The sequence below is a fragment of the Methylobacillus caricis genome (assembly GCF_020532705.1).
Classification (GTDB): Bacteria; Pseudomonadota; Gammaproteobacteria; order Burkholderiales; family Methylophilaceae; genus Methylobacillus; species Methylobacillus caricis.
In genome coordinates this window covers 211,708-235,835 of record NZ_JAJAVD010000001.1, presented here as the reverse complement: position 1 = coordinate 235,835, position 24,128 = coordinate 211,708, and the positions used below count along the sequence as shown (strand labels likewise).

Genomic DNA, 24,128 nt, shown 5'->3' with positions numbered 1-24,128 from the left:
CCATTAACCGTGAAAATCCCCAAGCTAAATATCAGAATAAACAATGCTTATGCTGCCCTGCTCCCTCTTTGCATTCCCGTGGCAGGCATTACGGCAGAAGCTGAAACCGTTACCCTGGAGGCAATAGAAGTCAGCACCGAGCAGGAAAAAACATCCAGATCGCTGGAGCCACAAACTGTCATCTCGGGTAAAGAATTAATGCAGAAAAGCGCGGCTACCTTGGGGGCCACCTTGCAGGATGAGCTGGGGGTCGCCAACTCAACATTTGGCCCCAATGTGGGCCTGCCATTGATACGCGGCCAGCACGGACCACGCACCAGGGTCATGGTCAATGGGGTAGGCACCCATGATGCTTCTGCCATAAGCCCAGACCATGGAACAACGGTCGAGTCCTTACTCGCCAAGGAAATCACGGTTTTGAAGGGGCCAGCCACTATTCGTAATGGAGGCGGAGCAATAGGTGGCGCAATTGAAATTAAAGATGGCAGGATTCCTGAAAGTTTGCCGCCTAGAACTAAAACCACAACTCAAATCAGGTTCAACACCAACCATGATGAAAAAGTGTTTGCCAGCGAGATTTTGGCCAAGCTCAACAGCATTGCTTTCCATGCCGACATTCATGGCCGCGATAGCAACAATATTCAAATTCCCGGATATGCCATCGACCAGGAAGATATTGCCAGAGTCCTGGATATCCCCTCTCCCAGTAACACTCATGGTTATACGGATAATACCAACGCCCGTAGCAAGGGCGGCAGTGTAGGCGCCAGCTATTTTGGAGAAAAAGGCTATATCGGGATATCGCTAAGCCAGTATGCCAGTAATTACGGAATACCCCTAGGGCCTGCGCACAGCCACGGCGGAGGCACGATAGAAGGCAGCGAAAGAGTCCGTATAGACATGCGGCAGGAGCGGATTGACCTTAAAGGCGAGCTATTTTTGGATACGCAATGGCTGGAAAGCATTGCCTTGAGGATAGGCAAATCTCGTTACAAGCATGATGAGTTAGACAATGGCCTACCCCAGACGCGCTTTACCAATGACGTGATTGAATCACGGCTGGAGTTCAACCATCGATTGGTCCCCAACCTGTCAGGAGTATTGGGATTCCACGGCATAGGCCGGGAGTTCGCAGCCCTAGGGGTCGAAGCATTCGCGCCTGCAACCAGCATCAACTCCAGTGGCCTCTATCTTATTGAAACACTGGATATGAAGCCGTTCCAACTAGAGTTTGGTTATCGTAAGGAACAGGTGAGACTGGACCCAGACGACCAGCTCACAAGGTTTGGCCCGATCATTATTCCTGTCGCCCAGCCTAAAAGAGACTTCAGCCCGGAAAGTTTTTCAATGGCGTTCAGCTGGATCCACCAGACCGGGAGCATCACGCTTAATCGATGGATAGCAAGAAGAGCGCCGGATGTGCAAGAGCTTTATGCTGTCGGGCCTCACTTGGCAACACGCACATATGACTTCGGCAATAAGGAGCTTGAGATTGAAACCTTGAATGGATGGGATGTCAGGTTGCAGCAGAAGCTGGGAAAACTGGAGGGCATCCTGAATCTGTTTAAATACTCGGCTGATAACTATATTTACCAGTACAACACGGGTAATAAATATCAGACTGATGCGATCCTGCCCATTCCTAAACCGGTTTGCACCAGGCTCACGACATGTTTGATAGTGATGCAGCAGGCACAACAAGATGCCGATTTTCACGGTTATGAATTAGAGGCCGGATTACCGTTGAAGGTCCCTGGATTCAGGAAATTCAGGGCCAGCTTATTTGCAGACCAGGTCCGCGGCTTGCTGAACGATGGGACTTATGTTCCCAGGCTGGCGCCGGCAAGACAGGGTTTGTTCATCCAGACAGGATACGGCAAATGGGAGGCAGATTTGAGGTATACCCATGTGCAGGCACAAGAGCGCACAGGCACCATGATCAAGGTTGATCAGGTTGAATTAGAACCTGGAACCGATAGCTACGACAAGATTGATATTTCCTTGCGCAGAAGCTTGCAGGTAAGCGAAAGTATCAAGGGTGACTTCTTCATCAACATGCGCAACGTCACCAATGCAGAAATTCGCAACAGCACCTCATTCCTGCGCTATTACAGCCCGGAGCTGGGCCGCAATATAGAACTCGGCATGCGGCTGGACTTTTAGCCTGCTAATGCATGACCGCTGCATGACGTGCACTGTCTGAGGCGCTTTCACGCATCAACAGCAGCACAAGCACTGCCCCGATCCCTGCGGAAACTGCACCCAGCAGAAAAGCCAGCCTGTAGCCCTGCAACAGAGCCACTGGCAAGGCCGTGTCAACGGCCAGCAGGCGTTGGCTGACCAGGGCGGCCAGGCTGGCAAGCACCGCCAGTCCGACCGCACCGCCCATCATGAAGGCCGTATTGACCACGCCGGAGGCCAGTCCTGAATCTTCCGGCGCCACATCGTTCATTGCCGCCAGCAATAAGGGATTGAAAGCAACCCCGCCGCCAAGCCCCAGCAGGACCATGGCTGGCAGGATATCAACCAGGAAATTTCCTTGTAAGGGCACGCGGGCAAACCAGAGCAAGCCCAAAGCCGCCAGGGCAAGGCCGGCCACCAAAGAGTATCGGATGCCAAAACGCATCACCAGCCTGGCTGAAAACCCGAGTGACAACAAAGCCATCACCAGGTTAGCGGGAAGGAATGCCAGACCCACCTTGAGCGCGTCATAACCCAGGACAAACTGCAGGTAAAGGGCAGACATGAAAAACCAGGCAAACAACGCAGCAGCCCACAGCACCGCTACCACATTGGCCACCGACACATTACGGTGGCGGAACAGGCTCAAGGGCATCAACGGTGTCGACACTCGCATCTGCACGACAATAAACCCTATAAACAACATGATGGCCAACGCGAACATACCCATCGTCTGCATGGAAATCCAACCGGCTTCATTGCCATTCACAATCGCGTAAACGGCCAGCATCATGGAACTGGTAATGGTGACGGCCCCGGCAATATCCAGTCGCTGAGGCTTGGCCTCGGTAACCTGATGAGGCAGGAGGGACACACAGAGAAGATAGACAGCTATTCCTATCGGCAGATTGACCAGGAAAATCCAGTGCCAGCTCAGGCTGCTCGTCAGCACACCACCCAGCAATACCCCCAGGCTGCCGCCACCGGCGCAGACAAAGCCATACACGCCCATGGCCTTGGCTCTCTCGGCCTGCCCGGTAAACAAATTCATGATCAGGGACAAAGCCACGGCAGAGACTACCGCCCCACCCAGGCCTTGCAATGCGCGCGCCCAGATCAATTGCGCCTGGCTATTGGCAATGCCGCAGGACAGCGAGGCCAGGGTAAAAAAGGCAATACCGAGCAGGAACAGGCGCCTCTGCCCAAAAATATCGCCCAAACGGCCGCCCAGCAGCAAGAATCCGCCAAAAGTCAGCATATAGGCATTGACCACCCATACCAAGGAAATCTCGCTGAAGCCAAGATCAGCGCGTATGGAAGGCAACGCTACATTCACTATGGTCGTGTCCAGCACTATCATCAGCACACCAAAGCACAACACAATAAGAGCCAGCCAGCGGCTGCGGGTGTCTGTAGGATGATTGGCTTGCATTGGCATGGTCCCAGAGTGACAAGTTCTTAACTTAACCCGGCATTGATACCGAGAAATGAAAAAAGGGTTAGCTGATGCTAACCCTTTTCATGAAACTGGTGGGCTGTACGGGATTCGAACCTGTGACAAACGGATTAAAAGTCCGCTGCTCTACCAACTGAGCTAACAGCCCTGAGATGAGAGGCTCACCTCGGAAAGCGCGCAATTATGAAGAAAAGCGCGCTATGCGTCAATGCAAGATTGATAGTAATTATCGAAAAATCACGCCAGCGCAGGGATAATCCACCCAATTAAAGTGCTATAGGCAAGAAGAGAATATGGGAAATTACCTCATGCCGGGGAAACGGCCCTGCATGGCGCGCATCATTTTCCCCATGCCGCCCTTGGAAAACATCTTCATCATTTTCTGCACTTCTTCGAACTGGTTGAGCAGGCGGTTCACTTCCTGCACTTGCACACCGGCGCCCGCGGCAATTCTGCGTTTGCGGGTAGCCTTGATTAATTCCGGCTTGCGGCGCTCCAGCGGGGTCATGGAATTGATAATGCCCTCTATGCGTCGCATGGCCTTGTCGCCGGCCTCACCATTCATCTGGCCTGCCATCCCGGCAACCTGGGCGGGCATTTTGTCCATCAACGCACCCATGCCCCCCATTTTACGCATCTGCTGCATCTGGGCCTTGAAGTCTTCAAGATCAAACCCTTTGCCGGATTTGACCTTATCTGCCAGCTTTCTCGCTTCATCCAGGTCTACATTCTTTTGAGCCTGTTCAATCAACGAGAGCACATCACCCATGCCCAGCACGCGTGATGCCATACGCTCTGGATGGAATAGCTCAATCCCATCCACTTTCTCGCTTACACCGATGAACTTGATAGGCTTGCCGGTGACATGCCGCACAGAAAGTGCGGCACCGCCGCGTGCATCGCCATCCAGCTTGGTAAGCACCACGCCTGTCAATGGCAGGGTCTCGCCAAAGGCACGGGCAGTGTTGACTGCATCCTGGCCTTGCATGGCATCTACCACAAATAGCGTTTCTATCGGCTGCAGATACTCATGCAATTGTTTGATTTCCGCCATCATGGCTTCATCAATACCCAGACGGCCGGCGGTATCAAAAATCAACACATCATAAAAATGGCGCTTGGCAAAATCCAGTGCCTGAATAGCAATATCGGATGGCTTTTGCGTGGCATTGGAATCAAAACAGTCCACTTCCAGGCTTTTGGCCAGGGTTTTCAACTGCTCTATCGCCGCAGGACGATAAACGTCAGCACTGGCCAGCAGGACTTTTTTCTTGTCAGCCTTGAGCAGGCGCGCCAGCTTGGCAGAGGTAGTTGTCTTACCAGAACCTTGCAAGCCTGCCATCAGGATAATGGCAGGAGGCGTGGTAGAAAGGTTCAGGCCGCTGTTCTGCTGGCCCATCAGCTTGGTCAGCTCCTCGTGCACCACCTGGATCACGGCCTGGCCCGGCGTCAGGCTTTGCAATACCTCACGTCCTTGCGCCCGCTCCTTGACTTGGCCAATAAATTCCTTGACCACGGGTAAGGCAACATCTGCCTCAAGCAGGGCCATGCGTACTTCCCGCATGGCATCGGCTATATTGTCCTCGGTCAGGCGCGCATGGCCGCGCAATGTTTTAACGACTTGCTGTAATCTACTGCTTAGATTTTCAAACATGATGAGTATCGGTCATGCAGCAACAACGCTTAGTTGAACAGCTGCATGTTATAGTGTTATGAATATATGAATTCTAACCCAAGTCATCACGACGTATGATTGAGTTTCTGCCTTTTATTACTGCTTTCATCTACCTGCTTGTTGCCACCAACTATTGGCGCAATACCAAAACCACGGCAAAAAACGTGCATCAAAGCGCTAATTGGCAATCTGGCCTGATTGCGGTCGGACTGGTGTTGCATGCTGCCCTGCTCTATACCTCCCTATTTCAGCATGGCCTCAACCTGAGCTTTTCCAATGCCTTGTCCACCATTCTTTGGCTCACGGTCCTGATTTACTGGCTCACCAATTTCCGACACCATTTGCATAGCCTGCAAGCATTTGTGCTGCCACCAGCTGCATTTTTCGTATTGTTACAAAAACTGGTGCCGGAAGCACACGTCTTACCCTATGCTGACCAACCCCTATTTGTCGTACACATGGTGATCGCCATGCTCGCCTACAGCCTGCTGACTTTTGCAGCACTGCATGCCCTGTTGATGACCGCGGCAGAACGCAAGCTACACCAGAAATCCACCTGGATCAGCTTGCCGGATTTCCCTCCATTGATGACGATGGAAACCCTGTTGTTCCGCATCATTACCCTGGGGTTTGTCCTGCTGACCCTGACCCTGATCAGCGGCATGATGTTCTCGGAGCTATTGTTTGACCACCCGCTTCGAATGACCCACAAGAATGTATTCACCATCCTCTCATGGCTGATTTTCGGGGGCCTGCTATTGGGCCGCCGGATATACGGCTGGCGCGGCCGTATTGCAATCCGCTGGACATTGAGCGGATTCGTGGTGCTGTTACTGGCCTATGCCGGCAGCAAGTTTGTGCTGGAAGTCCTGCTGCACCGCTAGCAAGTCACTTGCAGCCTATCTCAGGCTAATTACCGGCCATCCAGCAGATTCCGCATGCGATTTCAAGGTGTGGTCAGGATCTACAGCGACTGGCTTGTCCACCAGTTTCATGAGTGGCAGGTCATTGTGTGAGTCACTATAAAACCAGCTGACTTCATAACTATCCAGGGTTTGATTACGCTCAGCCAGCCATTCCTTCAGGCGAGTGATCTTCCCTGTCTGGAAGCTCGGAGTCCCACTCACCCGGCCTGTAAACTCCCCATCAATTTCCTCAGGCGTGGTGCCTATCAGGTTGTCTATGCCGAACTCTTTGGCAATCGGGCCAGTCACAAAACTATTGGTAGCGGTAATAATCATTAACAGGTCGCCGTTCTCCCTGTGTTTCTCTACTAATGCGCGCGCCTTGTCCGTGATCATCGGGCGGATAGTCTGCTCCATGTATTCACGATGGAGGGCATCCAATTCGTTACGTTTGTGCTCGCTCAAAGGCTTGAGCTGGAAATCAAGAAAAGCATAGATATCGAGGTTGCCAGCCTTGTAATCTTCATAGAACCCGAGATTCTTGGCCAAGTGATCTTCAGCGTTAAGCAGTCCCTTCTTGATAAGGAACTGACCCCATTGAAAATCACTGTCTCCAGCCAGAAGGGTATTGTCGAGATCAAAGAGAGCGAGTTGCAAATTGTTTCTCCATCCACTGCAAAAATTGCTAGAGTTTAGCTTATGAAACCGAAGTTCGCGATGCTGAATATTGCTGGCTGGCAGATATCCGCCTGGAGACTCCGGTCATGAATCTGCCGGACTACCTGATTCCGGCAGCATGGCAATGGCCAGCCAACATCCTGGCATTAGTCCTGCTGGCATACGCCGTCACCAAGGCTCCATGGAAACATCTCGCTGACCCTGGCCTGCAACATGTTTTCCTCGGCTCTATCGTTACATTGCTCGTAATCTGGAATATCAAGGCAGGCATCAAGCCGGGGCTGGATATCCATTTGCTTGGCGCTACCGTGCTTTGCCTGATGTTCCGCTGGCAACTGGCACTGGTTGCCATGGCAACCATCTTCCTCAGCAATGCAGCATTCAGCATGACGGGCTGGCATGCGCTGGGGATCAACTTCCTGATTATGGCAGTCATCCCGGTAGCATTCAGCTATAACGTTTTCCGACTGGTGGACAGTAAATTGCCCAACCACCTGGTGATTTATATTTTTGTCTGCGGTTTTTTCTGCGCAGGAGTCACCATCAACGTTTGCGGTCTCAGTGCCGTGCTTGCCTTGGTCGGCATGGAGGCATACCCGGGGGCATATTTGCTCAGCAACTACCTGCCTTACTACATCCTGATTGGCTGGTCAGAGGCGCTATTAACAGGCATGGCCGTCACATTGATGACAGCCTTCCGCCCCCAGTGGCTAATGACTTTCAGTGATAAACGCTACCTGAAAACCAGGCATTAGCAGCCCTCACCTTACCGCTGATGACAGCAATAAACCCAACTCAAATGCCAAGGCATATATCCGGCGCGGCCTATCATCTCGTTGGAAAAAATGCCCCAGCATGACTCGCCGAATTTACAAACCTATAGCTGTAGCAAGTACCGGACGTACTGTCTAAAATAAAAAGAAGATCTATAAGCACGGCTTTGCTTTATATATCCAGCAATAACAAAAAAGGCGCCTAGATACAGGCGCCTTGGCACACGATTCAAATATTAAAGGTGAAAATCCCCAGCTGCTTCTGGCTGATAACTGATCTCAAGGATTTTGTATTGACGCACACCACCCGGCATTGCCCAATTCACCACATCTCCTACACGGTATCCAAGAATGGCCGTGCCCAATGGTGCCACCACGGAAATACGGTTTTCGGAAGCATTGGCATCTGCAGGAAATACCAAGGTGCAGAGCATGTCATGCCCGCTGGCTTCATCGCGCAATAATACGCGGGAGTTCATGGTGACCACATCTGCAGCCACCTGCTCTGCAGCCACCTCTTCGCTTCGCGCAAGCTCTTCCTCCAGCTTGCTCAGATTGCCATCTTCGCGGAAACCGCTCTTGCGCAACTGCTCTATCATGGAAAACAATCGGTTCATGTCGAAACTTGTAACCTGGATAGCACCTTGCAACATGGAAAACTCCTTTTTCATTTAACTTTTAAGTACGCTTAACCCAGCATTACCAAGTTAAGCGTTACTACATTCATTACCCTGTAATACACCCAGCAACAGCGATACTGATCGCGGGCGTCACCACTAGACTTGGGGATGTGCACGTTCTGCATTTGCATGCAGCTTGTTCAATCCATTCAGGTAAGCCTTGGCCGAGGCAATCACGATATCGGTATCTGCCCCCTGCCCATTGACGATACGCCCCCCCTTAGACAGGCGTACAGTCACCTCACCCTGTGCATCAGTACCGCTGGTAATATTGTTGACAGAGTAAAGCTGCAACTCGGCACCACTCGCTACAATCTGCTCAATGGCCTTGAATGCCGCATCAACAGGGCCGCCACCATCAGCTTCCGCCCGTCGCTCTACGCCGTTTTCTGTCACAGTGACTACCGCATGCGGGATTTCGCCAGTTTGCGAAGCCACTTGCAAATAAGCCAGCTTGAAACATTCCTCACTGATCACGTTATCACTCACCAGGGCCTGAATATCCTCGTCAAATATCTCGGACTTCTTATCAGCCAGTTCCTTGAAACGCGCAAAAGCTGCATTGAGTGCATCGTCACCTTCAAGCGTGATGCCCAGTTCGGTCAGACGGGTACGGAATGCATTCCGGCCAGACAACTTGCCCAGCGTCAGCTTGTTCGCTCCCCAGCCCACATCTTCTGCCCGCATGATTTCATAGGTTTCTCGGTGCTTCAGCACCCCATCCTGGTGAATACCGGATTCATGCGCAAACGCGTTGGCTCCCACCACTGCCTTGTTGGGTTGCACGGGATAACCGGTAATCGTGGAAACCAGCTTGGAGGTGGCCACAATCTGGGTGGTATCTATGCTGGTTTCAAGCTGGAAAATGTCACGGCGTGTCTTGACCGCCATCACGACCTCTTCCAGGCTGGCGTTTCCTGCCCGCTCGCCCAGCCCGTTGATAGTGCACTCCACCTGCCGGGCACCGGCCAGCACGGCAGCCAGGGAGTTGGCTACAGCCATCCCCAGGTCATTATGGCAATGGGTAGACCAGACCACCTTGTCAGACTCTTTCACGCGCGCAATCAGTTGCTGCATGCGCTCGCCCCACTGGACAGGCACAGAGTAACCCACGGTATCGGGCACATTAATCGTTTTGGCTCCAGCGGCAATCACCGCATCAAACACCTGGACCAGGAAATCCATATCGGAACGCACCGCATCCTCGGCTGAGAACTCCACATCTTCGGTATATTCCAGTGCCCACTTCACTGCCTGCACCGCACGCTCCAGCACCTGCTCAGGTGTCATGCGCAGCTTGTTCTGCATGTGAATGGGGCTGGTCGCAATAAAAGTATGGATCCGGCGTTTCTTGGCAGGAGCAACGGCTTCGCCGGCGCGGCGAATATCGTTTTCGTTGGCACGCGCCAGGGAACAGACGGTAGACTCGGTAATCACCTCGGCAATTGCGCGTATCGCATCAAAATCTCCCGGGCTGGCAGCCGCAAAACCCGCCTCGATCACATTGACGCCCAGCTTCTCCAACTGGCGCGCAATCCTGAGCTTTTCGTCCTTGGTCATTGCAGCACCAGGACTTTGTTCACCATCCCGCAAAGTGGTATCGAAAATGATCAACTGCTTATTTGTCATGGCCTTTGTTCCATCAACTAAATTTAATATGGGGGTTTAGGAGTGAGTTTGCGTCATGGTACAGATGACGACTGTATAACTGGCGAGAAGTCTTCTAGCGCGTAATACGCAGCAACAGACCAACCCGGGCCAGGCTGGCCGCTAGAACAGGAAAGTCAGTATTGTGTCTGGGGGATTGCATAGGGCTTTGAATATAATTCTTTTCCTCGACCAAGGCAAGTCAAGCAACATAACATCGCATGATATGCCGAAGAACCATCACATTTCCTTGAACTTTTGGCCCAATTTAAGGCAGGATGGTCAACATGAATTTAACGCCAGAACCCACTCCGATGAAAAAAATAAACCGCGCCTTGCACACTTTCTTTGTTCGCGGCTTCAGAAGTGCCTTTTTCCTCAGGGTATCAGCCACCGATCTTCATATCGGGCCACTGGCACTGTTGGTCATGGTGATACTTACCACGGTGGCTTCAATCCTGATGAGCCGCACGGTCATCGCCGGGCCTGCCGAGTTTTACCCCAAAGCCATTTTATGGGGCTGGCTAATTACCATACTCCTCATCTGGATCTGCTGGTATCTGACAGATTGCGCAAAGCGGCAAGGCCGAAATACCCAGGCAGCCTCGCTATTTGCCCTTGGCGTAGGACAGGTATTTACCCTGGACGTCATCAGCACACTGGCTTACCTCTTGTTCATCCAGCCTCAGGGACTTGACGGCTCAAACTGGCACTGGGCACTTTATATCGGCATGTCCGCATGGGGAGCCTTGGCTTACTGGTTACTGCTGACACGCGTCACCCAGTCCAGGGGAAGACTAATAGTACTTGCCGGGATTTTTGCCATTGGCATGCCTTTGCTTGTGCATTTTTCTCAAGCTCCCATGTTTTGGCTGCCCCAGCAGACGGACAATGCTGAAGTGGAGAACAGTTTGCAACTGACACAGGAGAAACTGGAAACCCAACTCCAACTGGCCATCAAGCAGCGCACAGCACTCAAGCCAGAGCGGCCAGGCGTGATAGATTTATTCAGCATTACCTATGCACCTTATGGTGAGGAAGCTGTATTCCTGCGTGAAAGCAGTATGGTCAACGCAGTAATCGAGGAACGATTTGACGCAGCTGGCCATATGCAAGAGCTGGTAAATCATCCTGCCACACTGGAAAATCTGCCCTGGGCCAGCCTGGAAAACCTGGAGCGTGCCATTAACCGTGCAGCAGACATCATGGACAGGGAGCATGACATCCTCTTTATATACCTGACCTCGCATGGCGCAAAAGATGGTGAGTTGAGTGCATCACTATGGCCGCTGGAAACTGATCCGCTAACACCGCAAACCCTTAACCTGTGGCTTGACAAGGCAGGCATCAAGAATCGCATCATTGCAGTATCTGCATGCTTTTCCGGCAGTTGGATAGAGCCATTGAAAACCCCCAACACCCTGATCATGACAGCAGCAGACAGCACACATACCTCGTATGGTTGCGGTAGTCGCTCCGAACTCACATTCTTTGGCCAAGCCGTATTTGATGAAGGCCTGCGCAACACATACTCTTTCGAGGAAGCCTTCAGGCAGGCATTGCCAAAAATACGCCAGCGTGAGCAAGAAGCTGGCAAGGATGATGGGTTCTCCAACCCGCAGATTTACCTAGGCGACGGCATCCGTCCATTGCTCAAGGAGCTGGCAAAAGAACGGTAACTCCATCCCTGCCCATCGGGCCAGTCCCTCGTGATTACTCGACAGGCTTGTCGCTCACACTGTCTTGCGGCGGCTGGCTCGCAGGTACCCTGGGTTTGCGTTTTTGCCATATCCACAGCACATAACCTGATATGCCATAGACCAGGAACACGGCAAAAAGAACCTCTGGCGGGCTATAGGAAATCAATACAAAGGCCAGCACTATCAGGAGAATCACGACAAATGGCACACTGCGACGCAGGTTGATATCCTTGCCACTGTAATAGCGCAAGTCGCTTACCATGGACAAGCCAGCAAACAAGGTAATGGTCCATGCTACCCATTGCATTTTGACCCAGCCAAAAAACACTTCAGCGCCACTTACACTGTTTTCATGCGCCACCCATACCAGGCCAGCCAGCAATGCCGCTGCCGCCGGACTGGGCAGACCCTGGAAATATCGCTTGTCACTCTCATCCAGCTTTGTATTGAAGCGCGCCAGGCGCAATGCTGCACCCGCACAATAAATAAATGCCGCAATCCAGCCCAGCTTGCCCAGGGGTTTCAATGCCCATACATAAAGCACCAAAGCCGGCGCAACACCAAAGGACACCATATCCGACAAGCTATCGTACTCCGCACCAAATGCACTCTGCGTATTGGTCATACGCGCCACCCGGCCATCAAGCCCATCCATGACCATGGCAATAAAGATAGCCACAGCGGAATACTCAAACTTTCCGTTCATTGCCTGAACAATCGCATAAAAACCAGCAAATAATGCAGCGGTGGTAAACAAGTTAGGGAGCAGGTAAATACTGCGCTCACGCAGCCCCGGCTCTATGAGCGAACCGGGACGACGCGGACGAAGAGGGGATTCAGCCATACCAGGATTTCCTTGATTGTCATGATGGCACAGGTCATCTGCGCACAATTGCGCACAGTATAACAAAGCGCATGGCTTACACTCCATGTCCATATTCAAGTCCAGTCCGTGATAGTATCGCGGCTTGAAATTTGGTTCAGAATCATGGAATTTACCCTAATCAATCAAGACGGTGCTGCCAGGCGCGGCACAGTTGGCCTCGCACATGGTGAGGTACAGACCCCGGCCTTCATGCCTGTAGGCACTTATGGCTCTGTGAAATCGCTGTCTCCAGTAGAGGTACGTGAGATCGGTGCGCATATCCTGCTTGGCAACACCTTCCATCTCTGGTTGCGCCCCGGGCTTGATGTTGTAGCTGCGCACGGCGGCCTGCACAAGTTCATGGGTTGGGATGGCCCCATACTCACCGACTCTGGAGGCTTTCAGGTCTGGAGTCTGGGTGATCTCCGCAAGATTACCGAAGAAGGCGTGCGTTTCCGCTCTCCCATCAATGGTGACAGCTGTTTTCTCACGCCTGAGGAATCCATGCGCATACAGAAAGTGCTGAATTCAGACATTGTCATGATTTTTGATGAATGCACACCTTATCCTGCTACTCATATAGAAGCCCGCGACTCCATGCGCCTCAGCCTGCGCTGGGCAGCGCGCAGCAAAGCCGCCCATGCCGGGAACCCCAATGCATTGTTCGGCATCATCCAGGGCGGGATGTACGAGGACCTGCGTGACGAATCACTACATGGACTGACCGAAATTGACTTTGACGGTTACGCCATTGGCGGCCTTTCCGTAGGCGAGCCCAAAGCAGACATGTTGCGCATGCTGGCCCACACCGCGCCGCGAATGCCGACCAATAAGCCGCGTTACCTCATGGGAGTTGGCACACCGGAAGACTTGGTCGATGCAGTTTCCCATGGCATTGATATGTTCGATTGCGTCATGCCCACCCGCAACGCACGTAATGGCTGGCTGTTCACACGCAACGGCGACATCAAGCTGAAGAATGCGCGTCATCGCCAGGACACCAGGCCACTGGATGAAGACTGTGCTTGTTATGCCTGTCGCAATTTCAGCCGTGCCTACCTGCATCACCTGCACCGGACTGGCGAGATACTGGGCGCCCGGCTTAACACCATCCACAACCTGCATTATTACCAGGAATTGATGGCCGGCATGCGCCTAGCAATTGAACAAGGCGAGTTTGCAGCTTTCGTCAACACGTTCAAGCAAAATCGTCAAAACATCCAGAAAGAAGCATAAATCACACTATGTTAGAATTTTGGGCTAATATTTTGCGCTTCAAGCAATTCACTCTATAAGTAAAGGAAGATTACCTGTGTTTATCAGTTCCGCTATCGCTGCAGAAGCAGCACAGTCTGCTCCAGACTGGACCAGCTTTATCCCCTTGGTCGTGATCTTTGTATTGTTCTGGTTCATGCTGATCCGCCCTCAAATGAAACAGGCCAAGGAACAACGCAAACTGATAGAAGCCCTGCAAAAAGGTGATGAAGTCACCACCACATCAGGCATCGTCGGCAGAATCACCAAGGTGGGCGAAGGCTATGTCAGCCTGGAAATTGCACCTGAAACCGTAATCACCGTTCAAAAGCACACCGTACAAACCTTGCTGCCCAAGGGCACCATCAAGGCCTTGTAACAGTCCGCTGCCACTATTGAAATCCGACTTTAAAAATATCGAAACACTGAAATGCGAGCTGCTTCATGAACCGCTACCCTTTATGGAAATACCTGCTAGTGCTGGTCGTTGTTGTGCTGGGGCTGCTCTATGCGGCGCCTAATCTGTTCGGCGAATCGCCAGCTGTCCAAATCACTGCAGCTAAGACCAATGCCAAAGTGGACTCTGCGTTGCTTGCCAACACGGAAAACATCCTCAACCAGGAAGAAATCCAGTTTGAGGCTTTGTTTCTCGACACCAACGGCGTCAAGGTGCGGTTTGCGAATACAGATACCCAGCTGAAAGCCAAGGATATCTTGCAAAGCCGCCTGGGCAAGGATTACGTGATTGCGCTCAATCTGCTTTCCCGCTCCCCGGAATGGCTGCGCAGCATCGGTGCCCGCCCAATGTACCTGGGCCTGGATTTGCGTGGCGGCGTACACTTCCTATTGCAGGTGGACATGAAGGCTGCGCTGGACCAGGCAGCTGAGCGCTATGTGGGAGACTTCCGCAGTGCATTGCGCAGCGCGCGCTTGAGTTACCTTGGAGTCTCGCGTGAAGGCCAAGCCGTCAAGATCCGCTTCAAGGATACAGCCCAGCTCACAAAGGCAGAAAAAACACTGTCAAAGGAATACCCAGACCTGACCTTCAGCACAGAAGATCATGGTGACGACAAGGTCCTGAAAGCTGTGCTGAGCCAGCCTGCGCAGAAGCGCATTCAGGAGTTTGCACTCAAGCAGAACATCCAGACCCTGCATAACCGGATCAACGAGCTGGGCGTTGCCGAGCCCGTGATTCAGCAACAAGGCCTGGATCGTGTCGTGGTACAGCTTCCAGGTGTGCAGGATACTGCCAAGGCCAAGGAAATTCTGGGGCGTACTGCTACCCTGGAAATCCGCATGGTGGATGAAGACAAGAGCAATGCATTGACACTGGAAAGTGCCGCCAAGGGTCAAGTCCCTTTCGGCACCGATTTCTACACCGATCGAAATGGCCAGCCCATGTTGGTGAAGAAAAATGTGGTCCTGACCGGTGACTACATCACCGATGCAGGACCAGGCATGGATCAACAGGGTGGCGGTGCCGTGGTACACGTGACCCTGGATGGCCGCGGAGCACGCATCTTCAAACAGGCCACCCGCGAAAACGTGGGCAAGCGCATGGCCATCCTGCTAATTGAGAAAGGCCAGGCCGAAGTCATTACCGCCCCGGTCATCCGCGAGGAAATCGGTGGTGGCCGCGTGCAGATATCCGGCATGGCCAATACCCAGGAAGCCACCGATATTTCCCTGCTCCTGCGCTCCGGTGCACTGGCAGCACCAATGGAAATCATAGAAGAGCGCACCGTGGGCCCAAGCATGGGTGAAGCCAATATTGAGCGCGGAATGCATTCCACACTGTGGGGGTTTGTCGCAATTTCCGCATTCATGCTGGTCTACTACATGCTGTTCGGTAGCGTATCGGTACTGGCGCTGAGCATCAACCTGCTGTTGCTGGTGGCCCTGCTGTCTCTGCTGCAAGCCACCCTGACCCTGCCAGGCATTGCTGCCGTCGCGCTGACATTGGGGATGGCGATTGATGCCAACGTACTGATCAACGAACGGATTCGTGAAGAAATACGCAATGGCAATACTCCGCAGGCATCTATCCATGCCGGCTATGACCGTGCGTTCGACACCATCCTGGATGCCAACGTCACTACCCTGATTGCCGGTGTCGCCTTGTTCATGTTCGGAACCGGTCCGATCAAGGGCTTTGCCGTGGTACACGTATTGGGCATTCTGACCTCGATGTTTAGCGCCGTGGTGATTTCAAGGGCTGTGATCAACTTGATCTATGGCTACCGCCGCAAGATCAACAAGTTGTCCATAGGCTAAAAGCCATACTGAACATTGCTATCAACCAGGCATAAAGACTAGAGTAAATATCATGGAATTTTTCAGAATCAAAAAAGATATACCGTTCATGAGTTATGGCCGTCTGACAACGACCATTTCGCTGGCAACCTTTCTGCTTGCGGTATTCTTCCTGTTCACTAGAGGTTTGCATCTGGGAGTCGACTTCACTGGCGGCACCATGATGGAAGTGAGCTACCCGCAAGCAGCCAATCTGGAAAGCATCCGCAAATCCGTGGACGAGATCGGCCTCAAGGATGCCACAGTGCAGAACTTCGGCACCAGCCAGGACGTACTGATCCGCCTGCCAATCAAGCCAGGCGTTTCCATTGCCCAACTGTCCGATCAGGTATTGTCGGCACTGGCCAAGGCAGACCCCTCAGTCAAGCTGCACCGCGTTGAGTCTGTAGGTGCACAGGTTGGCCAGGAGCTGTACGACAAGGGAGCACTGGCGATGCTGTTTGTCTGTGCCGGCATCATGGCCTATCTTGCCTTGCGCTTCGAATGGCGCTTTGCGGTGGCAGCTGTCATCGCCAATATGCATGACGTGGTCATCATTCTCGGCTTCTTCGCCTTTTTCCAGTGGGAATTCAACCTGACCGTACTTGCGGCAGTGCTGGCGGTACTGGGTTACTCGGTAAATGAATCCGTGGTTGTTTTTGACCGCGTGAGAGAAAACTTCCGCAAGATGCGCAAGGCCAGCGTACCGGACGTGATCAACAATGCGATTACCCGTACCATGTCACGTACCATCATCACTCACTTCTCAACCGAACTCATGGTCTTATCCATGCTCTTTTTTGGTGGTGAGGTGCTGCACAACTTTGCCCTGGCACTGACCATCGGCATCCTTTTCGGCATCTACTCCTCCGTGCTGGTGGCAAGCCCGATTGCCATGTATCTGGGTGTATCCCGTGAGAACCTGATTGGCGGCGGCGCTAGCGAAAAGAAAACCGAGGCAGAAGCACTGCCTTGACAAGGCGGGCGCTTCGCGCCGAAACTATCGGTATCTCTTAATCGATAGCTACCGTTGGACATTCCCTTATTATGGCAGCTGGGCATACTCGCCCTGCTGCTTTTTATTTCCGCATTTTTTTCCATGGCCGAGACCAGCCTGATGATGCTCAATCGTCATCGGCTGAAAATACTGGCAAAAGAAGGGCTACGCAGTGCCCACCTCGCCTCCAGGCTACTACATGAACGTGAACAGTTTCTTGGTGCCATACTGCTAGGCAACACCTTGGCCAATGCCGCTGCGTCAACTCTGGCGGCATTTATCAGCATCAGGCTTTTCAATCTCGGTGAGCTGCTCATGCCAGCCTCTACGCTCATCATTACTTTCGCCATCCTCGTGTTCAGCGAGATTACTCCCAAGGTAATTGCTGCGCGCCACGCAGAACCATTGGCGCTGGCATTCAGCTATGTACTCCTGCCCCTGGTAAAGGTTGGCTATCCCTTGATCTGGCTTGCCAACCTGTGTGCCAATAGCCTGCTCCGCCTGCTGGGTATGAAAGTCAGCTTTACCGAAAGCAGCCACACCGCCAGCATTGAGGAATTGCGCAGTATCTTCAGCGAATCTACCAGCCCCATCCCGCAGAAACATCGCGAAGTGTTGCTCAACCTGCTAGATCTGGAGCAAACCACGGTCGATGACATCATGACCGTGCACACACAGCTTGAAATTGTGGATTTTGATGCACCAATGGAAGATATTTTGCAGCAAATCACCCATTGCCATCACACCCGCCTTCCAGTACGCAAGGGACCGACTGAAGAAATTATCGGCATGCTGCACATCCGCAAGATTATCAATGCATTGCGCCAGCAAGACCTGACCCAACGTATATTGACCCAGAACATAGAGTCAGCTTACTTTATTCCTTCAGGCACACCGCTCTATACCCAGATGCAGGAGTTTCAGCAGAATCAGCAGCGCATTGCCCTCGTTGTTGATGAATATGGTGAACTCAAAGGCCTTGTGACACTCGAAGATATCATCAAAGCTATTATTGGTGATTTTGCCAGTGAATCCATGGTGCCGGAGCAGGCTTACCGTAAGGAAAGCAAAGGTAGCTGGCTGGTAGATGCCAGCAGCAGCTTGCGCGACATCAACAAAAAGCTTGGCATCAGCCTGCCTGTGGACGGCCCGCGCACGCTCAATGGCCTGATTATCGAGCACTTTGAAGACATTCCCGAATCCGGCATTGGTCTGAAAATTGGCGACTTCAAGCTTGAAATCATCAAAACCCAGGACAGGACAGTAAAAACTGTCAGGATTTATCCGTAACAGTACTGACAGGCAGAAATTTTGATTAAATCTAGAGTAGAGCAAATAACCCTACTCATTTCAGACTTGAAAAATTCTGCATTCGGCTCAAAATAGACTACAAGATATGGCTAGCATCAAACATCAGGACAGCATTGTCGAAAAGACCGGCGCCACCAAACCCAGGCCGCCCGCCATGTACAAGGTCATTCTGCTGAATGATGACTACACGCCTATGGAATTTGTAGTCGATGTTATGCAGCGCTTTTTCCAGAAAAATCGTGAACAAGCAACGCAAATCATGCTCCAAGTACATACTGAAGGTGCAGGCGTATGCGGCGTATATCCGCACGGCATCGCCGAAACCAAGGTGAATCAAGTTATTAGCTATGCCCGCGAGCACCAGCACCCGCTGCAATGCACGATGGAAGAAGCCTGAAGAAAGCTGAGGAAGCTTAAATGATTGCGCAAGAACTCGAAGTATCCCTACATATGGCGTTCATGGACGCCAGACAGAAACGACACGAGCTTATTACCGTGGAACATCTGCTGCTGGCCATGATCGACAACCCGACAGCAGCCGATGTACTGCGGTCTTGTGGCGCCAATCTGGACAATCTACGCAGCGAACTCAACAACTACATTGAAGAGCATACGCCGACTGTTGAAGGCAGCGAAGAAGTCGACACGCAGCCTACCCTTGGTTTTCAGCGTGTCATCCAGCGCGCCATCCTGCACGTCCAGTCCTCGGGCAAGAAAGAGGTCACTGGTGCCAATGTGCTGGTGGCCATTTATGGCGAGAAAGACTCACATGCCGTGTTCTTCCTGCATCAGCAGGGCATTACCCGCCTTGACGTGGTCAACTTCATTTCTCACGGCGTGGCTAAGGTGGCAGACGGAACCTCCAAGCGCAGCGAAACAGAGCAGGAAGTGGAATCCGAAGCCACACCAGCCAGCGCGCTGGAAAGCTACACGCAGAACCTTAACCAGCAGGTGCTGGCAGGCAAGATTGATCCTCTCATAGGTCGCGCCCAGGAATTGGAGCGCGTGGTGCAGACACTTTGCCGTCGCCGCAAGAACAACCCATTGCTGGTTGGCGAAGCCGGTGTGGGCAAAACCGCGATTGCCGAAGGCTTGGCGCGCCGTATTGTAGAAGGCACCGTACCCGACGTGCTGGAAAATGCCGTTATCTACTCTCTTGATATGGGAGCCCTGCTCGCTGGTACCAAATACCGTGGAGACTTTGAGCAACGGCTGAAAGCCGTGATGAAGAAACTGGCTGAGCAGCCTGACGCTATTTTATTCATTGATGAGATCCACACCCTGATTGGCGCAGGTGCTGCCAGCGGTGGTACACTGGATGCTTCCAACCTGCTCAAGCCGGCACTGTCCAATGGCTCGCTTAAATGCATAGGCGCCACCACATACCAGGAATTCCGTGGCATCTTCGAGAAGGATCATGCATTGTCACGCCGCTTCCAGAAAGTGGATGTAGTAGAGCCGACTATTTCCGAAACCGTGGAGATACTCAAAGGCCTGAAGTCGCGTTTTGAAAAACATCATAGTGTCAAATACACTGCCTCTGCCCTCAATACGGCAGCTGAGCTTTCTGCGCGCTACATCAACGATCGTCACTTGCCAGACAAGGCGATTGACGTCATAGACGAAGCAGGCGCCGCTCAGCGCATATTGCCCAAATCCAAGCAGAAAAAGGTGATTGGCAACAAGGAGATCGAAGATATCGTCGCCAAGGTGGCACGCATACCTCCCAAGAATATCTCCAGCGATGACAGGAATACCCTGAAAACCCTGGAACGGGATCTCAAGGCTACCGTATTCGGCCAGGACAAAGCTATTGAAGTACTGGCCAGCGCCATCAAGATGGCGCGTAGTGGCCTTGGCAGCAACAACAAGCCTATAGGCTCATTCCTGTTTTCCGGGCCTACCGGTGTCGGCAAGACTGAAGTTGCTCGCCAGCTCGCCTATACACTGGGTGTTGAATTGATCCGCTTTGACATGTCCGAATATATGGAGCGTCATGCCGTGTCACGCCTGATCGGTGCCCCTCCCGGCTATGTCGGCTTTGAACAAGGGGGCTTGCTGACAGAGGCTATTACCAAGACGCCTTATTGCGTATTGTTGCTGGATGAGATCGAGAAGGCCCACCCTGATATCTTCAACATCCTGCTGCAAGTGATGGATCATGGCACGCTGACAGACAACAATGGCCGCAAGGCTGATTTCCGTAATGTCACCATTATCATGACCACCAACGCAGGCGCTGAAGCCATCAGCAAAACCAGCATCGGCTTTACGCTGGCAAGCAGCTCCGGCGATGAAATGGCAGATATCAAGCGCCTGTTCAGTCCTGAATTCCGTAACCGCCTGGATGCCACAGTATCGTTTGCTCCGCTGTCACAGGACATCATCATGCGCGTAGTGGACAAATTCCTCATGCAGCTTGAAGACCAACTGCATGAGAAGAAAGTGGAAGCCACCTTCAGCGATGCACTCAAGGCTTACCTGGGCAAGAAAGGTTTCGATCCGCTCATGGGTGCACGTCCGATGGCCCGCCTGATCCAGGACACCATACGCCGTGCCTTGGCTGACGAGTTGCTGTTTGGCAAACTGGCCAATGGCGGACATGTACAGGTGGACCTTGATAAGGAAGACAATATCAAGCTGAGCTTTGACAAGGAAACCCCAGAAGACAAGCCCGCGCTCGAAGCTGACGTCGCAAATTAAACCACTGCGCAAGCAACTTGAAACGCCGCTGCGATCCATCCAGCGGCGTTTTTATTTGCCTCTCAACCCCTACCCTTGCTGATTCTGTCCGTCATACAAGGGCTGTTTCTGCATGATGTCCTTAAACAGTGGGGAATCAAGCAGCCCCGCCAGCCAGACTTTCAGTCTCGAATAGGCCGCCTGCTGAAACCAGGCCTCATCCACCATGCAGAACTGGCGGATGAAAGGAAAAATGGCAATATCCGTCAAGCCTATACCATGTGGCAACAGACTCAGCTGTTGTTGCAGGCGATCTTCGAGCTCATGGAGAAAGTCCTCTCCATGCTCGCGATAAGTTTCTGGTAGGTTTTCCGGGAAGCGACTGGCGTATTTATACTGATCCAATGCCTGCTTGAAAGGCCCGTCATTCCGTGCAATCAATGGCAATGAAGCCGCCTTGTTCTCAAGCCAGCCATCAGGATCATGCTGAAGAAGCGCCCACTCCATGATGTCCAGGCTTTGATCTATGACTGCTCCATCACCCAACACCAGCACAGGTACCGTTCCCTTGGGGGAAACCGCCAGCATATGGGCAGGCTTGGCCTTGAGTGAAATTTCTCGGACTTCAACCTTGATACCTGCATAATGCAGCGCCATACGTGCACGCATGGCGTAAGGGCAACGGCGATATGAATAGAGTATGGGCAGAGCCATACAAGCTAGCCCAGCTTACGACAGACTTCGTCGATCAGCACCGGACCACGATATACCAGCCCACTGTAGAGTTGTACCAGGCTGGCTCCAGCCTCAATCTTGGCGACAGCATCATCACCGCTCAAGATGCCACCGACCCCGATAATGGGCAAGGCACCCGCCAAATGGCCTGCCAATGCCCTGATCACTGCTGTGGATCTCTCCCGCACCGGCGCCCCGGAAAGACCGCCCGCCTCTTCCGCATGCGGCAAGCCCTGTACCTCATCCCTCGAAAGCGTGGTATTGGTGGCAATCACGCCATCAAAACGATACTGCATCAGAAGCCCGGCGATATCGGCAATCTGAATTGCGTCGAGGTCAGGGGCAATCTTGAGCGTAACCGGCACATATCGGCCAACCCGGTCGGCTAGTACCTGCTGTTCCAGCTTGAGCGCCTGCAAGAGGCCAGCGAGCGCCTCTTTTTCCTGTAATTGGCGCAGGTTTTTGGTATTGGGCGAAGAGATATTGACGGTAATGTAATGCGCGTGTGCATATACCTTGCGCATACAGACCAGGTAATCATCTAATGCCCGCTCGTTGGGCGTATCAAAGTTTTTACCTATATTGATACCGAGTACGCCTTGATACCTGGCGGCGGCAACATTCTGCAGCAGAGCATCCACCCCCAGATTATTGAAACCGAACCTGTTGATGACTCCCTCCGCCTCCGGAATACGGAACATGCGAGGCTTGGAATTGCCAGGCTGAGGACGTGGTGTAATCGTACCTATTTCGATAAAACCAAATCCCAGGGCTGCCAACCCATCTATATAAGCCCCATTCTTATCAAGGCCTGCTGCCAGTCCCACCGGATTGGGGAAGCTGATACCCATCACCTGGCGTGCCTTACACTTGGCAGGACGCGGATAAAGGTTCAACAGTCCGGACCTTTCAGCCCGCTTCAGGTTCCTGAGGGTGAAATCATGGGCGCGCTCCGCGTCCAGTTTGAACAACAATGGTTTGGCAAGTGAATAAAGCATGAGACGGATTTTACCGGAAAACCCCTCTCATGCCGCACCCATCCACTGCTGCCATTGGATAAATACTTAGAAAGCCTTGCCTATCAATACCGAGGCAGCCCAGATAAAACCCACCGTGGTTACGATAAAACTAAGCGCGGTGTAGACCTTGACCCACATTACCTGCCAAAAGTCAGGTTTAAATGCTGCAATGACAAATACACCAGGATTGGTAAAACCTCCAATCGCAATCAGCCAGCAGGCCAATACGGGAATCTCAACCCCTGCTGCTTTGGCAGCAGCATAGATGCCCAGACAATACAGCGACATCAGGACAAAATCGATATGCGCCTTGATCAACACGCCATAGTCCTTGACCAATCCGCCATCTATACCAGCAATCACAAACCAGCGCGCAAAGGTACCCAGCCATGCCATGCTCAAGACTGCAATGATCATCCCACCTGCAGCTACCAACAAGATATCCATATTTCCCCCTCAATTTTAATATCGGCCATATCGCCACACTCCATGCCTGAACCCACTGAGACTTGGGATCAAGCATCCAAATAATATACAGATCTGTATATTATTTCAATATTATTTAAGGGTGCTGATTTTACTTATTATTTCCTCTACTTTAGCGCTATCCACCTTGTGCCATATCTTTCCTTCCGGCAAAAGCCTCACATTAGGCCCTTGCTGACAATAAAGCAGACACTTGACTGGCTCGACTATGACCGGCACTGCCGCCGCACTAACAGCATCAGTCAAGACCGCCAGCAAATGATCGCCATGATACTTGCCGCAACTTGCGCCAGGGCCAGGCCTAGCCATTACACAAACCTGAAGCTTATGCATCACAATCCAATTACTTATACAATTAAGTATAATTTATACGAATTCTGTACAAAGCACCACCATAAAAAAAGGCTCCAGATGGAGCCCCTTAATTTTGCAAATAACGAATCGCCTTGATCAGCAATCCAGGACAATCACCTGCTCTGAAAGCCTGATCATACGTTCGACATTCGTCACCCAGACGATCCCGTCACCGATCTGGGCGGTATGGCCAACTTCCACCAGCACTTGCAGAATGCCCTCCACTAACTCGTCCGGCGCAACAATCTCCACTCGAACCTTAGGGCTGTAATCCGTCAGCTCTTCACGTATTCCCTGTGTAGGACGTGCCACATGGTGACCGCAGCCCTCCACCTTGCTGACAGTCATCCCGGGAAAACCCTTGATGTTACGCAGGGCTGAGCGAATTTTGGGCAAGCGTTGCGGCGGTATTACTGCTTTAATCTCTTTCATTTCAAT

The 24,128-nt window shown here is 52.3% G+C and carries 21 protein-coding genes and 1 tRNA gene; 11 read left to right on the top strand and 11 right to left on the bottom strand.

All coding sequences use genetic code 11. The annotated features are described in order from the left end of the window. Positions 1-78 precede the first annotated feature (78 nt). Entirely contained in the window at positions 79-2,163 is a 2,085-nt protein-coding gene (locus LG200_RS01180; protein WP_226755776.1) for a TonB-dependent receptor domain-containing protein, read from the top strand. Positions 2,164-2,167: 4 nt separating this feature from the next. Here LG200_RS01180 and LG200_RS01175 read toward each other — a convergent pair whose 3' ends face one another. The 3 genes from LG200_RS01175 to ffh form a co-directional block, all read right to left on the bottom strand. Further along, on the bottom strand, positions 2,168-3,613 hold the full coding sequence (locus LG200_RS01175; protein ID WP_226755775.1) for a DHA2 family efflux MFS transporter permease subunit: 1,446 nt from the start codon (positions 3,611-3,613) through the stop codon (positions 2,168-2,170). A gap of 96 nt (positions 3,614-3,709) precedes the next feature. Then, a tRNA-Lys gene (locus LG200_RS01170) sits at positions 3,710-3,785 on the bottom strand. 153 nt (positions 3,786-3,938) lie between these two features. Further along, positions 3,939-5,291: a signal recognition particle protein gene (gene ffh / locus LG200_RS01165; protein ID WP_226755774.1), complete on the bottom strand. Its 1,353-nt coding sequence runs from the start codon at positions 5,289-5,291 to the stop codon at positions 3,939-3,941. Positions 5,292-5,386: 95 nt separating this feature from the next. On the opposite strand from ffh, the gene LG200_RS01160 reads away from it, so the two are divergent. After that, complete coding sequence (locus LG200_RS01160; RefSeq protein WP_226755773.1) at positions 5,387-6,196, top strand: cytochrome C assembly family protein; 810 nt, start codon at positions 5,387-5,389, stop codon at positions 6,194-6,196. Positions 6,197-6,211: 15 nt separating this feature from the next. Here LG200_RS01160 and LG200_RS01155 read toward each other — a convergent pair whose 3' ends face one another. Next, positions 6,212-6,874: a histidinol-phosphatase gene (locus LG200_RS01155; RefSeq protein WP_226755772.1), complete on the bottom strand. Its 663-nt coding sequence runs from the start codon at positions 6,872-6,874 to the stop codon at positions 6,212-6,214. Positions 6,875-6,981: 107 nt separating this feature from the next. Between LG200_RS01155 and LG200_RS01150 the strand changes: the two genes are divergently transcribed. Next, a complete protein-coding gene (locus LG200_RS01150) occupies positions 6,982-7,650 on the top strand; it encodes an energy-coupling factor ABC transporter permease (protein WP_226755771.1) in 669 nt (222 codons plus the stop codon). A 254-nt stretch (positions 7,651-7,904) separates the two neighbouring features. On the opposite strand, the gene rnk is transcribed toward LG200_RS01150, so the two are convergent. Then, on the bottom strand, positions 7,905-8,321 hold the full coding sequence (gene rnk, locus LG200_RS01145) for a nucleoside diphosphate kinase regulator (protein WP_226755770.1): 417 nt from the start codon (positions 8,319-8,321) through the stop codon (positions 7,905-7,907). Between the two features lie 123 nt (positions 8,322-8,444). Next, a complete protein-coding gene (locus LG200_RS01140) occupies positions 8,445-9,977 on the bottom strand; it encodes a 2-isopropylmalate synthase (RefSeq protein WP_226755769.1) in 1,533 nt (510 codons plus the stop codon). Positions 9,978-10,282: 305 nt separating this feature from the next. Here LG200_RS01140 and LG200_RS01135 point away from each other — a divergent pair, with 305 nt between their 5' ends. Continuing rightward, positions 10,283-11,674: a C13 family peptidase gene (locus LG200_RS01135; protein ID WP_226755768.1), complete on the top strand. Its 1,392-nt coding sequence runs from the start codon at positions 10,283-10,285 to the stop codon at positions 11,672-11,674. A gap of 34 nt (positions 11,675-11,708) precedes the next feature. Here LG200_RS01135 and pssA read toward each other — a convergent pair whose 3' ends face one another. Further along, positions 11,709-12,539, bottom strand: coding sequence for a CDP-diacylglycerol--serine O-phosphatidyltransferase (gene pssA / locus LG200_RS01130; protein WP_226755767.1), 831 nt, complete (start codon positions 12,537-12,539; stop codon positions 11,709-11,711). A gap of 144 nt (positions 12,540-12,683) precedes the next feature. Here pssA and tgt point away from each other — a divergent pair, with 144 nt between their 5' ends. From tgt to clpA, 7 genes are all read left to right on the top strand, one after another. Further along, a complete protein-coding gene (gene tgt / locus LG200_RS01125; RefSeq protein ID WP_226755766.1) occupies positions 12,684-13,796 on the top strand; it encodes a tRNA guanosine(34) transglycosylase Tgt in 1,113 nt (370 codons plus the stop codon). A gap of 76 nt (positions 13,797-13,872) precedes the next feature. Further along, complete coding sequence (yajC, locus tag LG200_RS01120; protein WP_226755765.1) at positions 13,873-14,193, top strand: preprotein translocase subunit YajC; 321 nt, start codon at positions 13,873-13,875, stop codon at positions 14,191-14,193. A gap of 65 nt (positions 14,194-14,258) precedes the next feature. Continuing rightward, positions 14,259-16,088 (top strand): protein translocase subunit SecD, encoded by a 1,830-nt coding sequence (gene secD, locus LG200_RS01115; RefSeq protein WP_226755764.1) that lies wholly within the window; start codon positions 14,259-14,261, stop codon positions 16,086-16,088. Between the two features lie 52 nt (positions 16,089-16,140). Continuing rightward, positions 16,141-17,082 (top strand): protein translocase subunit SecF, encoded by a 942-nt coding sequence (gene secF / locus LG200_RS01110; protein ID WP_226755763.1) that lies wholly within the window; start codon positions 16,141-16,143, stop codon positions 17,080-17,082. 54 nt (positions 17,083-17,136) lie between these two features. After that, on the top strand, positions 17,137-18,393 hold the full coding sequence (locus LG200_RS01105) for an HlyC/CorC family transporter (RefSeq protein ID WP_226755762.1): 1,257 nt from the start codon (positions 17,137-17,139) through the stop codon (positions 18,391-18,393). Positions 18,394-18,499: 106 nt separating this feature from the next. Continuing rightward, complete coding sequence (gene clpS, locus LG200_RS01100; protein WP_226755761.1) at positions 18,500-18,811, top strand: ATP-dependent Clp protease adapter ClpS; 312 nt, start codon at positions 18,500-18,502, stop codon at positions 18,809-18,811. A gap of 20 nt (positions 18,812-18,831) precedes the next feature. Further along, positions 18,832-21,117, top strand: coding sequence for an ATP-dependent Clp protease ATP-binding subunit ClpA (gene clpA, locus LG200_RS01095; RefSeq protein ID WP_226755760.1), 2,286 nt, complete (start codon positions 18,832-18,834; stop codon positions 21,115-21,117). Between the two features lie 69 nt (positions 21,118-21,186). On the opposite strand, the gene LG200_RS01090 is transcribed toward clpA, so the two are convergent. From LG200_RS01090 to LG200_RS01075, 4 genes are all read right to left on the bottom strand, one after another. Beyond that, positions 21,187-21,810: a glutathione S-transferase gene (locus LG200_RS01090; protein ID WP_226755759.1), complete on the bottom strand. Its 624-nt coding sequence runs from the start codon at positions 21,808-21,810 to the stop codon at positions 21,187-21,189. Between the two features lie 5 nt (positions 21,811-21,815). Continuing rightward, positions 21,816-22,829, bottom strand: a complete 1,014-nt coding sequence (locus LG200_RS01085; protein ID WP_226755758.1) for a quinone-dependent dihydroorotate dehydrogenase — start codon at positions 22,827-22,829, stop codon at positions 21,816-21,818. A gap of 66 nt (positions 22,830-22,895) precedes the next feature. Further along, on the bottom strand, positions 22,896-23,297 hold the full coding sequence (locus LG200_RS01080; protein ID WP_226755757.1) for a hypothetical protein: 402 nt from the start codon (positions 23,295-23,297) through the stop codon (positions 22,896-22,898). A gap of 489 nt (positions 23,298-23,786) precedes the next feature. Continuing rightward, positions 23,787-24,122 (bottom strand): P-II family nitrogen regulator, encoded by a 336-nt coding sequence (locus LG200_RS01075; protein ID WP_226755756.1) that lies wholly within the window; start codon positions 24,120-24,122, stop codon positions 23,787-23,789. Positions 24,123-24,128 lie beyond the last annotated feature (6 nt).

Bases quoted from the DNA above. Each gene is read 5' to 3' on its own strand.
- ffh (WP_226755774.1), bottom strand. From the start codon at position 5,291: ATGTTTGAAAATCTAAGCAGTAGATTACAGCAAGTCGTTAAAACATTG.
- LG200_RS01140 (WP_226755769.1), bottom strand. From the start codon at position 9,977: ATGACAAATAAGCAGTTGATCATTTTCGATACCACTTTGCGGGATGGT.
- clpA (WP_226755760.1), top strand. From the start codon at position 18,832: ATGATTGCGCAAGAACTCGAAGTATCCCTACATATGGCGTTCATGGAC.
- LG200_RS01085 (WP_226755758.1), bottom strand. From the start codon at position 22,829: ATGCTTTATTCACTTGCCAAACCATTGTTGTTCAAACTGGACGCGGAG.
- LG200_RS01160 (WP_226755773.1), top strand. From the start codon at position 5,387: ATGATTGAGTTTCTGCCTTTTATTACTGCTTTCATCTACCTGCTTGTT.
- clpS (WP_226755761.1), top strand. From the start codon at position 18,500: ATGGCTAGCATCAAACATCAGGACAGCATTGTCGAAAAGACCGGCGCC.
- pssA (WP_226755767.1), bottom strand. From the start codon at position 12,539: ATGGCTGAATCCCCTCTTCGTCCGCGTCGTCCCGGTTCGCTCATAGAG.
- LG200_RS01090 (WP_226755759.1), bottom strand. From the start codon at position 21,810: ATGGCTCTGCCCATACTCTATTCATATCGCCGTTGCCCTTACGCCATG.
- LG200_RS01135 (WP_226755768.1), top strand. From the start codon at position 10,283: ATGAATTTAACGCCAGAACCCACTCCGATGAAAAAAATAAACCGCGCC.
- LG200_RS01075 (WP_226755756.1), bottom strand. From the start codon at position 24,122: ATGAAAGAGATTAAAGCAGTAATACCGCCGCAACGCTTGCCCAAAATT.
- secF (WP_226755763.1), top strand. From the start codon at position 16,141: ATGGAATTTTTCAGAATCAAAAAAGATATACCGTTCATGAGTTATGGC.
- LG200_RS01150 (WP_226755771.1), top strand. From the start codon at position 6,982: ATGAATCTGCCGGACTACCTGATTCCGGCAGCATGGCAATGGCCAGCC.
- LG200_RS01175 (WP_226755775.1), bottom strand. From the start codon at position 3,613: ATGCAAGCCAATCATCCTACAGACACCCGCAGCCGCTGGCTGGCTCTT.
- rnk (WP_226755770.1), bottom strand. From the start codon at position 8,321: ATGTTGCAAGGTGCTATCCAGGTTACAAGTTTCGACATGAACCGATTG.
- tgt (WP_226755766.1), top strand. From the start codon at position 12,684: ATGGAATTTACCCTAATCAATCAAGACGGTGCTGCCAGGCGCGGCACA.
- secD (WP_226755764.1), top strand. From the start codon at position 14,259: ATGAACCGCTACCCTTTATGGAAATACCTGCTAGTGCTGGTCGTTGTT.
- LG200_RS01080 (WP_226755757.1), bottom strand. From the start codon at position 23,297: ATGGATATCTTGTTGGTAGCTGCAGGTGGGATGATCATTGCAGTCTTG.